Below are 12135 nucleotides of genomic sequence, written 5' to 3' on the forward strand. Positions count from 1 at the left end.
AGGTCATTAGGGTTAGCCTATTCAGTCATTTCGCTGTTGAGTGTATGGACATCATCTCGCTGTGCTGTTTGCTCAAGAGCTTCGTCTGAGCGGTGTAAGCCTCCCTGATGAAAACGGTCAAACAAGGTATCCATTGGCATCACAATCAGTTTCGGTACCATTACATCTTTTTTTTCACTCAATTGCTCTGAACCCAAAGGATGGATAACACGAAATAACAGCTTTAGATATACAGTGGACACATGCTTAAACAGTCCTTTGGGAAGCTCCCGAACTTGAAATCCCAACTTCTCTGGTCCCCGATGAATCATACTTACTGCGTATATCGCCTTTACACCCTTCATTTCAGAATCATGTACAATGCGTTGGGCCAGATCAGGAAGTTGTTTTTTTACAATCCGAATTAATTGAATAGCTAGATGTACCATCGACTTTGCCGTCGAACCCAATTGAAATAACTTTCTATTATCAAAATGAAGCTCAATTATCGGGTCCCCTTTTTCTAACCACCTGCTGTTCTCCATATTTACATTTGGCCCATGATAGATACGGCGACGATAATAAAAGATCGTATCCTCCTTGCTTACGGGACGAAGACGAAACAAAACATGGAATAGCCGCTCATACTGGAGCCATCCAAATACCAGCGTTCTTTTTAACCAGCCCGTACTGGACATCTCGGAGGCAGTAGGTTTATTGACAGACTGACGGCAAAACAAGGTATCCACCCGTACGCTGCGTAATTGTCGTTCTTGGGCGACCCTCAGCAGCTTCTCCAGTGCGATTAGCATATTCTGGGGCGCTTCCACGTCTGCCCCCAATGTCGTACCACAGTCATGGAGCAGCATCACTTCGCCACCCCTCAGCTTTTTGAGCATTCTCTCCGCTAATTGTTTCGCTCCGATGCTGGCCTTCCAGTCCCCGAACATGGAGGACCATAATACGATTCGACGACCATGGGTGTTGGAAATATCAAAAAAGTTCACTATCCCCCAAGGTGGGCGATAAAAGGTCGTTCCCTCGCCAGTTACTCGACGAATGACTGACTCTGTCTGAGCAATTTGTCTTCTGACGGTAACAGGCCTCATAAGCCAATTCGATTTGTGCACATAATTATGAATACCGATTAGATGACCTTCATCATGCATGCGTTTCAGAAGCTCAGGGTGTTTTTCTGCATTTATCCCAACAACAAAAAAAGTAGCCTTGGCATCAAAACGCTTCAGTAAATCAAGCAGCTGTGATGTATACACTGGATCAGGGCCATCATCAAAGGTGAGTGCATATTCTTGCTCACTTTTGCCGCGCCTGAACACCCGGAAACCAAATATACGACTAACCAGCGCCGGAATAAAAGCATAAAAAGTTGAAATGTAAAACATCCATAACAGCAAAGTCTGCACGTTTTATCCCCACTTTTCTATTCTGAACTCCCCAAGCAGGCTTCCTGAGGAAAACTCACTTACTTATATATTATCACAATGAAGCAAACATGCCGAGATTTCGCTATTGCATATGGTCAGCATTGAGGTCCAATTTAGTGTACAATAAATAAAAATCTAAAAGGAGTCGTTGTATACATATGCTTCCCTTGTACAAAAAATATTGGCGTACCGTTTTTGATATCGGTTTGATCGTATTAACCGTGTATTTAATTATGTTCGTATCCAGCAAACTGTATCAACTTGCCGCACCTGTGTTCCTTTCGTTCGTCGTGTTCTGGTGCATTGAACCTGCTGCCCGTTATTTTCATCGGAAAGGAATGAAAAAGCCTTTTGCCTCCGCACTCTCCGTATTGCTATTTATCATCCTCTTACTTGCTATTTTTTTCGGATTGGGCCTGATTCTGGTTACGCAATTTACGAAAGTCGCGCAAAACCTCCCACAATATACTCAGATTATCCAAGCGGAATTCACGCGATATCTTCATCTTTCTCAAGATAAAATCGCTGCTTTACCTCCGAGTGTTACTGAACGTGTGAATGATTATTTTGCGACTGCCACCACCATTGCTACGAAGTGGGCACAGCTAGGATTATCCTTTTTCATACAGTTCCTCAGTTCTTTCACTGTTTTTATGGGCAACTTTGCCATTGCCATCATTTTAGCGTTCTTTTTAAGTATGGAAATTAATCTTTGGAAGGGCATTGCTCGTAGTAAAACACCCAAGACACTAAAAACTGCTTACCTTTTTCTAAAAAATCACGTACTTAAAGCTATCTCCGCTTTTCTCAAGGCTCAAGCTCTACTGGTAGGGATTACCTTTGTTCTCGTATTTATAGGTTTACTCATTTTGCAAGTGGATAATGCCCTCTCATTGGCGCTCGTGGCAGCTTTGTTTGATATTCTGCCCTTGCTGGGTGTGCCTGTTATTTTTATTCCGTGGGCCGTGTATCTGTTCATCACAGGCAATACCGGCCTGGCTGTAGGCCTGCTTATTGTCATGGCTGTGACGGTGATCGTCCGCCAGCTGGCAGAGCCTAAAATCACTGGTAATTCCATCGGTGTTTCATCTGCCTATCTGATGCTTTCCTTTGCCATTATATCGTTGTCCATCTTTGGACTGGCCGGATTAATCCTGTCTCCCATTCTGATCATTTTGCTCAAGGAATTGTGGCAGCAAGGCTATCTGCAGAAATGGATTCGGTTTCCGACAGAGGAATTTGACGAGCCCCCGTTTATCGTAAAAATCCAGGAGGAAGATCGTGAAGCTACTCGTGGTACTCAAGAGGATTGAGCTAACAGATCCATTACTTGACCAAACAGTGCTGTAGCTTGATTTGCAGAATGTGTTGAAGCATTTTGCACAAGGACGGCGACCGCATAACGAGGCCGCTCTATCGGACCATAGCCTATAAACCACTGGTGATTGATAGGTTGACCGTTCTTTAAAGCTTGGGCCGTACCCGATTTGCCGGCCAGAATCCATGATTTATTACGCAAGGAGGCACCAGTTCCCTGTGTCACAACCTTTTCCATTGCTTCACGAAGCGTGCGAGCCGTCGATGTGTGAATCGAGCGGCTGCCCTCGGGTGAAGATGCAGCATGAGCAGGTAGTTCCAGTAAGGTGCTACCGTCTGCGTAGCTAATGCGTTTGACAATGCGTGGTGCATGTACTTGACCCTCGTGCAGCAAGGTGACGATGAGATTGGCAGCTTGGAGAGGCGTTACCAGCACATCGCGCTGACCGATAGCTGTCTGTACACGTACGCCCGGATCATACGCGTTCGTATGGGAGCCGAATACGGCTCCCTTTTCTTCGTGATCCAGCGGTCTGAATTGAGGTAGTCCTGCAAGATTCCGCTCCTGCCAGCCCACAGTTCGGCTCAATCCCAGTGCAGAGGCTGTGGCCTGAATTTGCTCAGGATTAAGCCGTTCGCCGAGATGAGCGAATACACTATTACAGGATACGGCAAGCCCTTCCTCCAGGTTCAGGGTACCGTGTCCTTCTTTTTTCCAGCAAGCCAAACCGTACTTGCCATAAGTTCCATGACAATGGAATTGTTCCTGCGGTTGGACAACACCTGATTCAAGTGCAGCAGCAGCCGTAACCAACTTAAAAATGGATCCAGGCGTTATCGCCTTGAGGGCACGATTAGACCAGTCTGTTTTTTTCTGCGGATCAACATGACCGGGATTATAAAAAGGGCGAGACACCATCGCCAGTAAATCCGCGTTGCCTGCATCGAGCACTACCACCGCCCCTTCTGCCAAATGACTAGATTCCGTCAGCTTTTCAATCTGTTCCTGTATAGGTAGATCAATTGTAGTCTGCACTTGTAAAGGATAGTGACCATTGGATGGAGCACTGACACGCAACGGTATATGAGTCAATGGACGACGCTGCGCATCTACAAATCGGGAGACGAACGTTTCACCGACGCCGCTCAGCAGCGGCTCCAGCGTTCTTTCCAGCCCGGCTGCCCCCATCGGCAGTTCACTCGCTCGGTCGGCACGTTCATACAGAAAGCCAAGCCATTGCCTGCCATTGGGCAAATCCCTGTAACGTTTCGCATAAGGTACAAGCTCAATAAGCGAAGGGGCTAGCTTCAGCAGCTTGCCTGCTTCATTCGGATTGATTTGTACGGGCTCTCCGCGCCCATCTCGCCATATGAGCGGGGATTGCAGCCCTTTCCATCGTGTCAGTAGTTGCTTTTTATTCGTACGCAGTAGCTTGGCCAGTTCTTCGCCATGTAAAGCCGCTTTGCCATCTACATCGGGAAAAAGCACTGGCGCCCATACGACTCCGCCAGTCAAGGGTTGCCCATGCCGGTCCGTAAACTGTCCACGTCCAGAGTCGATAGAAATGCCCTCCTGTCGCTGACGTGCTGACATTTCCTTAAGCGAATGCCCCCCATAGACGGACATATGAATGCCCGCTGTCCCCTGAATCCAAGCCAGTCGGAATAATAAAATCAGCAGTAGCGCCATCACCCCCAAGCCCATATATGCAATTCGACGTTTTCGTATGAAACTGCTACCACGCCTCGGCACACCCATCCTTCTTTCATCTTTTTTCCAGTAGTATGTCCTGTAGTTGAAAAAGAAAACCCACTCAACTTTTAACGTGAATGGGTTTCCGAATTTATTTGTATCTTGTGATGTCTGCTTCTGGGCTCCAATTTAAAAACTCGTCTAACGAATAAAAAACCGTAATAAAAATGGTAATGGCCAGTACAACCCAAGCTACCTTTGTGTTTGTATTCATCTTTTGCTTTCCTTCTTGAGGGATTTTTAAGCACATCTACTAATAAAAAGTACAAAACCACGGAGATCAGTGACAATCCTGATTTCCATGGTTTTGTTATATCTACACCGTAAACCGCGAAAGCTGTTCCTTCAAGTTCACTGATACTCCTTCCAGCTTATCCGACAAACCTACCAGTTGATTACCAATATTAGCCTGTTCAGTGCTGAGCGAAGCGACTTCCTGCGAAGTAGCTGAGGATTGCTCGGCTACCGCACTTACATTGGTCATTGCCTCGGACAAAGTGGTCTGCGATTCACTCAGATGATGAATGGAGGCAGTGACCGTTCCCAATCGTAGCGCGAACTCTCCCATTTGCTGCTGAACCGATTGGAAAATGTCCGTTGTTTCCTGCACGGCTCCCATCTGTTCCCGGAACAGCGGGTACACCTCAGATAATGCCTGTACCGTTTCATTCATTTCATTGACGATGTTGTTAGTAATGCCTGTAGCCGTACGAATAGCTTGACGTGATTGTTCAGCCAACTGCCGAACCTCATTAGCTACCACCATAAAACCACGCCCAGCCGTCCCCGCTCGTGCTGCTTCAATCGTCGCATTCAGTGATAGAATGTTCGTTTGTTTAGCAATATCCTGTAATACGTCCAGCACCTTAAAGACATCGGAAGTTGTCTTCTTCAGTTCATCTACTTTGCCCACCAGAGCATGCGTAGTTTCTTCCGTAACCTTAGTCTTGCTCAATAGATTTTTCAGCTGAATGGTCCCTTGTTCACTGGATTGTTCAACTTCTTGTGCGACCAGACTCATTTCATGATTGGAAGCCATAACCGTATCCATTTGCTGAGATATATTCCCGGTAAGTCCGCTGCCACGTTCAGCCTCTGTTGCCAAACTGGCGGCGCCATGAGCAATCTCTTCCGTTGCTGCTGCAATTTCTTTGGCTGAAATGGCTGTCTTCTTCGAGGCATCGCCTAGTTCCGTCGCTGTATTCAGAACCTCCTGAGCTGAGGCATTCGTCTGTTCTACCAGCAATGTAATTTGCTCCATCATCGTATCAAAGCTTTCTGACAACTGCCCAATTTCATCCTGAGCCTTATAGTTCGTTCGGATTTGCAAGTTGCCTTTGGCGCCTTCGACCATTAAATCCTTCAGATGTGTCAATGGACGAGCCACGAGACGCACTATCCACAGGCCAATGAACAATGCAATGAGTGCAGCCACTGCGGCAAATATCCAGGTTGTAGTTAGTATCCCCTTAGCGTCTTTCACCAGCTCAGATACAGGTACTACACCCACGAGAATCCACTTGGAAGTTCCCAGTGTATTATGAACCGCAAGCACACTTTGCTTTTTGCCGTCTGCTTCCTGCTCCATAATTTGATTTCCTTCGATCCCTTCAAGCTTGGACACGTAATCCAGCTTTGTCTTTCCTCCTGCCAAGCCCTCATTGTTAGAACCTACAAACTCACCCTTGTCTGTCACAAGACTAATCATACTGCCTGAACCCAAATTAATACCTTTTAACTCGTCCTCCACCGCACTGGACTTTAAATCCATAACCAGAACATAAGTCCCTCCCAACCCGGACATGCTGTTCATGGAGCGTGCCAGACGAAAGGTCTTGCTACCATTGTCATTCACCTGCGTAGGTAGCCAAACAATTCCTTTGTTTTTCAAAATATCCTTAAACCACGCTTCCTGCCGTACATCCTTTTGTGTTCCGGTGCCCATAGCAGTTAAATTGGTTTCTTCCGGGTACAAGTACATTGAATCAATCGCTTTATTCGTAAAAGCAAGATTCGTTAGCTTCTTATTCACTTCGCCCATAGCAACAAAAGATGCAAAGGGATTTTTATCTTGCTTTACTGCCTTTTGCAACTGATCACTTAATTCAGTATCGAAAAATACCTGTGTCGACGTGTCTTGAAAGCGCTCTAGAATAATATCAAGCTTTTCTGAAGTTTGCTGGACGGTCTGCTGATAAGCCGTAGCTGCATTTTGCTCAATCGTACTTTTAGCCTTGTAGTATGAGAGCATCCCCAAGCTGACCACAAATAACATAATTGCCGCAAAAAAGATCAGAAACAACTTCATTCCAACCGAACGTATCGGATTATAGTTTTTGACCAAATGCATGAAATCTTTACTGTACCTTTCTGGCTTAAGTAAACGCTTTAAATTGTGTGTACCTTTACGAGTCGCCTCAGCTACCCAGGGGGCAACCTTCGAAGACACCGCAACCTTTTGTTCCTCTTTATCCGTTGTCACTTTACTGCCTTTCAAACCCTGCATTTGATCCGTTTTCTTGGGTTGCCTTTTTGCTGTATTCCCCTCTTTTTTCCGTAAACCCATTTCTCTCACCTACCACCATATAATTAGTTTCTAATTCCACGTCATCCATTATGTATCTATTATCTATATAACTTCTATCGGAACTATTCGACAAGGAATGTAGCTTTCCTTTGAGTATCAACTAAATTTTGTGAAACTTTTTTCCTAGAAAACTATTCAAAAAAAAGCCTCTCCAACCGATAGGAGAGGCTTTTGAATCTTTTCACCTGTGACTTAAGGCTTATTTACTTCTTTTTACGCATCATATCAAAATACGATACGGGCTGATCTACCTTCATTCTAATTCGTTGAAGCGGGTGACGAGCAGCATCCAATTCGTTGCCTTCCTCATCCCAGATCGTTCCGACCGTTTGTTTAAAGAATGTTCCGTTCGGACCGAAAAATTCGATTTCATGCCCTGGTTTAAAATGGTTCCGTTGTTGAATGGTTGCAATGCCACTCGCGGCATCGTAGTCCATGACCAGTCCGGCAAAATCATAAGGGACTGCCTTTTCTTCCGGCTCATAAATATGATCTTCATGATCCGGTGTATCGTAGAAAAAACCTGTATTCAACGGACGATTGGCTGCCTTGTTAATTTCTTCAATCCATTCTGGTTTGAGCACATAATTTTCAGGATCAGCCATATAGGAATCAATCGCTTGACGATAGACATTCACGACGGTAGCCACATAGTGAATGGACTTCATACGTCCCTCCACTTTAAAGCTGTCTACACCTACATCAATCAGATCAGGGACATTTTCAATCATACACAGATCCTTGGAACCCATAGAAAAGGCATTATCGCTCTCTTCGAACAGTGGAAGCTGGTTAACACCGAGCTGGAACTGTTTCAGTGCATTGCTCTCCTGTGCCTCTTCCTCAGATATCCAAACCTCACCTGGGCGGGCATCCTCAAACAAATCGTATTTCCAGCGGCAAGACTGACAACATCCCCCACGATTGGAATCACGGTCTGTAAAGTGATTGGACAACACGCAGCGGCCGGAAAATGAAGAGCACATCGCACCATGGACGAATGCTTCGATTTCGATGTCCACATGCTTTTTAATTTCTTCGATTTCCTCCAAACTGGTCTCACGTCCCAGTACCACACGCGGTAGTCCCTCGTTTTTCCAAAACTTTACCGCTTGCCAGTTCAGTGTGGACTGCTGTGTACTCAAATGCACTTCCAATCCAGGAACAGCACGCAATGCCACGGATACAATAGCCGGATCAGCGACGATAACGGCATGAATTCCTGCCTCGTACAGATTGCGCAAGTATTCTTCGATTCCGGCAATATCCTCATTATGGGCATAGATATTGGTGGCTACAAGCACCTTAGCACCGTACTTGTTAGCAAATTCTACACCTTCGCGCATTTCTTCAAAACTGAAATTATCGGCGTTAGAACGCAGACCATATTTTTGTCCACCAATATATACAGCATCCGCGCCATAGTGAACGGCAAACTTCAGCTTTTCCAGATTTCCGGCAGGAGCCAATAGCTCCGGCTTATCCAGACGATTCCGTTTACCTATATATTTTCTCGTTTTGGTTATCGTCCCCATGACGTTCCCCCCTCTGTGAATTCATTTTAAAATTAATAAACCTGCTCTTTATAGAAAAATCCGAAGGAAAGTTCCCGTTCCGGATCTTGAAGACGGCGAACTTCATCCAGCCAGCTTTCATCATAAGCATAAGCATCCGGGTCAGCTGTATAATTATCTATGGCTTTACGATAAGCACGAACAACCGCCTCATTGTAAGCCGTAGGTTTCAATAAGCCCTCGATCTTAAAGCTATGCACGCCCGCCTCCATCAGAATATGCAGGTCCTCCATGATACAAAAATCATCTGAACTCATAATATGTGTCCCATTAATATCCTCGTAGATGGGGAACTTCTCTTCCTTCCGCTCTGCTTCAATCAGAAACAAGCCGCGCCCTCTACCCAAATCGCCTTCCACATTACGTCCCTGGTGCAGCATATAACTTTGAACAAGCTTACGCTTGGAGTGATAAATATTGGTCATGCCATGTACCTGAACCTGTGCTTCTATGTTCAACTTTGGTATCATTTCGGTAATTTCATCCATACTGAGCTCACGAGCCAAAATGACCCGAGAAGCTCCTTTTTCACCCCAATAGTTGGCGGTTGCGAAGTTGGTGGAGATCATCTCACCGTTCCAGAACAGCTTAAGATGCGGGGCGTACTCCTTCACGGCCATGAGCACTGCGGGATCATTAAACTCAATGGCGTCTATGCCGCATCCAGCTAGGGTCTGCACATATTCGGGAAGGAGCGGCAATAGCTCGTTCGTCATCAAATTCGTCATGGATACGTATACCTGCGCCGTATGCTTCCGTGCCTCTTCCACCACTTCACGGATTTGGTCCGGTGTAAAATGTCCCGGCAGCCGCATTCCAAAGCGGTCATCTCCAATAAGTAATGCAGTAGCTCCAGCCTCCAGCATATGGCGGGCATCCTCCGGAGAGCTGGCAGTTGCCAGTAGTTCGGGTTTGTAAGCCATAGGCTCACCTCCTAATTTGTCTTACGGTTACTTACCTGAATGTTATGCAAATGTTCTTTATACGTTTTGGCAAACAAATGTTCATGTGTCCCATCTTTTTTGGTCACGTAAAACAAATAATCTGTAGCTTTCGGCTGTAAAGCCGCTATCACTGATTTCAGACTGGGACTTGCAATCGGCCCTGGTGGAAGTCCCTGATGCATATACGTATTATAAGGGCTTTCCACAGCCAAATCCTTGTAATACAGCCGTTCCTTTTGCTTATCCAGCATATATTGAACTGTAGCATCAATTTCCAGCTTCTTATCCTGTTTGAGTCGGTTATAAATGACGCCAGCTACTACAGACCGCTCATCTTCCACAACCACTTCGCGCTCTACGAGAGAAGCAACTGTCAGCAGTTGATGCAGCGTTTCACCCCGTTGTTTTAGCTTGGCATCCAAATCAGAAACAGTCTCCAGCCGTTTTTGCGTCTGTTCTAGCATCGCCTGTATAATATCTTTGGCCGTACTACCCTTTTTCAGCTCATAGGTTTCCGGGAAAAGATAGCCCTCCAGCGCATAGCGAAGCCCCGCCTGCTTTGGAATGTCCCGCACTAGCGCGACGTCAAAAGCGGACGGATCGTTGGCCAGCTGCAAAAATTGCTGCCGGTCTGCCAGTCCTTCCTTTTGCAGCTTATCAGCCATCTGTCTAATCGTAAAACCTTCCGGGATTGTAAAACGAATCATTTCCTCTTTGACAACATCTCCAGCCGATAACTTAGTAATCAACTGATCAAAGGTTGCGCCAGGCTTCGCCTCATATTTTCCGGCCTGAAATCCGCTTCCTTGCTGTTTGAATTTTACATAAGCCTTAAACACGAGCGCATTACGTATAAGTCCCTTTTGCTCCAGCGTATCTGCAATAGCCGATGTTCCTGTTCCCTGCACCACCGTAAAAGCAACGGGTTGTGTTTGGGGCTGAACAGGCTGCATGGCATTCCAGATATAGAGGGCTGCACCTCCTGCTATAATGATAAGCAGTAGAAATAACGTAAACATCCTTGTCCTTCGCTTCACATCCACCCAACTCCTTCACAGCCAAAAAGGGCGGACTGGTCCGCCCTTTCAGGTTTGATCTCATCGTTATCCAGACTTACAGTTCTTCCGGCAACGTACATTCGTCGTACAGCTCGGAAATATCTTCCCACTCATCATCATCTTCAATGGTGGTGATGGAGATTTCGCCGTCTGTGGATGAGCTTACATGGTAAAGTTCATGTTCGCCAACAGCAGCCCCAGGTCTACGCAATACGGCGTACCGTTGCTCACCTACCTTGAACTCTGCTTCCAATTCCATGCGAATCGCATGGCCCTGTTCATCCTGCAGCTCTACATCGCCGTCGAACGTTTCCTTCAAATCAGAGGTCCAACTCAGGTCTTCACGTGAATAGCTCGTCATTTCCCGTCTTCCTCTTCATCTTCTTCTACAAATGTATTAAAGGTCTCTTCGACGATTTCCCATTCGGCATCGTCTTGGATCACAAACAATTTAATATCATCGCCTTCTTCCTCGTAACGGAAGGCGTACACATCGGACTCATCAGCTTCAGGGTCCACTGGCGCAACCATCATGTACTTCGCTTCGGAACCATCTACCTCAAACTTCATAATGACCTCGAACTCTTCCTCGTTGCCCTCGTCATCGGCAATATAAATAATTTCCGGCTCTTCTTCCATACCCACTTGATTTTCAGCCATTACGAAATCCCCCTCACCTTGTACTGTGTGCGTCCAAATAGTTTTGCAAGATCAGGCTTGCGGCCAGTTTATCTACCACCTGCTTGCGTTTTTTTCGGCTGACGTCGGCCTCCAGAAGCGTACGCTCCGCCGAACGCGTCGTCAGCCGTTCATCCCAAAGGTGAACGGGTAAACCCAGTAACTCCTTGAGTCGGTTCGCAAACTCGATGCAAATCTCACCGCGTGGACCCACGGTTCCGTTCATGTTTTTTGGCAAACCTACAACAACCTCGCCCACCTCATTGTCACGAACTAAATTTGCAATTTTACCGAACTCGCTGTCGTCACCGCGTCGTTCTATGACTTCCAATCCTTGGGCGGTCCAGCCGAAGGCATCACTTACGGCGACCCCAATTCGGCGATCCCCGTAATCCAATCCCATTACTTTCATGCCTGTCTCCTAACGGTGCTTGGCGAGATAGAAACGAACCAACTCTTCAATTAACTCATCGCGCTCTTTTTTACGTACCAGGCTTCTGGCATTATTATGCCGTGGCACATAAGCCGGATCACCGGATAGCAAATAGCCGACGATTTGATTGATCGGATTGTATTCTTTTTCTACCAACGCATCATATACGGTCAACAAAATCTCCTGAGCAGAAGCTTCCTTCTCATCTGCCTTGACATTAAATTTGACCGTTTTGTCCATGGAATCCATTGTTGACACCTCGCTTCCACAAAACATGTGTACATGTTTATGCCAGCTTATTCTTTTACATCATACCATAAGCAAAGCCCTACAAGGAAATATCTAAGCCCGTTTTTTCCCAAAAATC

At 46.2% G+C, this 12135-nt stretch carries 12 protein-coding genes; 1 reads left to right on the forward strand and 11 read right to left on the reverse strand.

Annotated features, from left to right (window positions below; genetic code table 11):
* Positions 1-17 precede the first annotated feature (17 nt).
* Positions 18-1403 (reverse strand): polysaccharide deacetylase family protein, encoded by a 1386-nt coding sequence (locus MKY24_RS19970; RefSeq protein ID WP_068941984.1) that lies wholly within the window; start codon positions 1401-1403, stop codon positions 18-20.
* A gap of 179 nt (positions 1404-1582) precedes the next feature.
* Here MKY24_RS19970 and MKY24_RS19975 point away from each other — a divergent pair, with 179 nt between their 5' ends.
* Positions 1583-2737 carry an AI-2E family transporter gene (locus MKY24_RS19975; protein WP_023989897.1) on the forward strand — a complete coding sequence of 385 codons (1155 nt, stop codon included), beginning with the start codon at positions 1583-1585 and terminating at the stop codon, positions 2735-2737.
* Here MKY24_RS19975 and MKY24_RS19980 read toward each other — a convergent pair.
* The 10 genes from MKY24_RS19980 to MKY24_RS20025 form a co-directional block, all read right to left on the reverse strand.
* On the reverse strand, positions 2725-4500 hold the full coding sequence (locus MKY24_RS19980) for a penicillin-binding protein 2 (RefSeq protein WP_339200719.1): 1776 nt from the start codon (positions 4498-4500) through the stop codon (positions 2725-2727). The genes MKY24_RS19975 and MKY24_RS19980 overlap by 13 nt on opposite strands.
* A gap of 85 nt (positions 4501-4585) precedes the next feature.
* Entirely contained in the window at positions 4586-4708 is a 123-nt protein-coding gene (locus tag MKY24_RS19985) for a hypothetical protein (protein ID WP_023989899.1), read from the reverse strand.
* A gap of 102 nt (positions 4709-4810) precedes the next feature.
* Positions 4811-7060, reverse strand: coding sequence for a methyl-accepting chemotaxis protein (locus tag MKY24_RS19990; RefSeq protein WP_339200721.1), 2250 nt, complete (start codon positions 7058-7060; stop codon positions 4811-4813).
* Positions 7061-7284: 224 nt separating this feature from the next.
* Positions 7285-8616, reverse strand: coding sequence for a U32 family peptidase (locus MKY24_RS19995; RefSeq protein WP_013311519.1), 1332 nt, complete (start codon positions 8614-8616; stop codon positions 7285-7287).
* A gap of 32 nt (positions 8617-8648) precedes the next feature.
* The gene (locus MKY24_RS20000; protein WP_023989901.1) at positions 8649-9578 is read right to left on the reverse strand and encodes a peptidase U32 family protein; all 930 of its coding nucleotides are present in this window, start codon (positions 9576-9578) and stop codon (positions 8649-8651) included.
* An 11-nt stretch (positions 9579-9589) separates the two neighbouring features.
* On the reverse strand, positions 9590-10618 hold the full coding sequence (mltG, locus tag MKY24_RS20005; RefSeq protein WP_076265324.1) for an endolytic transglycosylase MltG: 1029 nt from the start codon (positions 10616-10618) through the stop codon (positions 9590-9592).
* Between the two features lie 94 nt (positions 10619-10712).
* Entirely contained in the window at positions 10713-11018 is a 306-nt protein-coding gene (locus MKY24_RS20010) for a DUF1292 domain-containing protein (RefSeq protein ID WP_013311522.1), read from the reverse strand.
* Positions 11015-11317, reverse strand: coding sequence for a DUF1292 domain-containing protein (locus MKY24_RS20015; protein WP_023989904.1), 303 nt, complete (start codon positions 11315-11317; stop codon positions 11015-11017). Before MKY24_RS20015 ends, MKY24_RS20010 begins: the two co-directional genes overlap by 4 nt.
* Positions 11318-11330: 13 nt before the next feature.
* A complete protein-coding gene (gene ruvX / locus MKY24_RS20020; protein ID WP_014282932.1) occupies positions 11331-11747 on the reverse strand; it encodes a Holliday junction resolvase RuvX in 417 nt (138 codons plus the stop codon).
* Between the two features lie 9 nt (positions 11748-11756).
* Positions 11757-12017 (reverse strand): IreB family regulatory phosphoprotein, encoded by a 261-nt coding sequence (locus MKY24_RS20025; RefSeq protein ID WP_007431624.1) that lies wholly within the window; start codon positions 12015-12017, stop codon positions 11757-11759.
* Between the last annotated feature and the right edge of the window lie 118 nt (positions 12018-12135).

Source organism: Paenibacillus sp. FSL P2-0322 (assembly GCF_037975315.1).
GTDB lineage: Bacteria > Bacillota > Bacilli > Paenibacillales > Paenibacillaceae > Paenibacillus > Paenibacillus polymyxa_B.

Excerpts from the sequence above, each read along its gene's own strand:
- MKY24_RS19975 (WP_023989897.1), top strand. The coding sequence starts at position 1,583 with ATGCTTCCCTTGTACAAAAAATATTGGCGTACCGTTTTTGATATCGGT.
- MKY24_RS19980 (WP_339200719.1), bottom strand. The coding sequence starts at position 4,500 with ATGGGTGTGCCGAGGCGTGGTAGCAGTTTCATACGAAAACGTCGAATT.
- MKY24_RS19985 (WP_023989899.1), bottom strand. The coding sequence starts at position 4,708 with ATGAATACAAACACAAAGGTAGCTTGGGTTGTACTGGCCATTACCATT.
- MKY24_RS19990 (WP_339200721.1), bottom strand. The coding sequence starts at position 7,060 with ATGGGTTTACGGAAAAAAGAGGGGAATACAGCAAAAAGGCAACCCAAG.
- MKY24_RS19995 (WP_013311519.1), bottom strand. The coding sequence starts at position 8,616 with ATGGGGACGATAACCAAAACGAGAAAATATATAGGTAAACGGAATCGT.
- MKY24_RS20000 (WP_023989901.1), bottom strand. The coding sequence starts at position 9,578 with ATGGCTTACAAACCCGAACTACTGGCAACTGCCAGCTCTCCGGAGGAT.
- mltG (WP_076265324.1), bottom strand. The coding sequence starts at position 10,618 with ATGTTTACGTTATTTCTACTGCTTATCATTATAGCAGGAGGTGCAGCC.
- MKY24_RS20010 (WP_013311522.1), bottom strand. The coding sequence starts at position 11,018 with ATGACGAGCTATTCACGTGAAGACCTGAGTTGGACCTCTGATTTGAAG.
- MKY24_RS20015 (WP_023989904.1), bottom strand. The coding sequence starts at position 11,317 with ATGGCTGAAAATCAAGTGGGTATGGAAGAAGAGCCGGAAATTATTTAT.
- ruvX (WP_014282932.1), bottom strand. The coding sequence starts at position 11,747 with ATGAAAGTAATGGGATTGGATTACGGGGATCGCCGAATTGGGGTCGCC.
- MKY24_RS20025 (WP_007431624.1), bottom strand. The coding sequence starts at position 12,017 with ATGGATTCCATGGACAAAACGGTCAAATTTAATGTCAAGGCAGATGAG.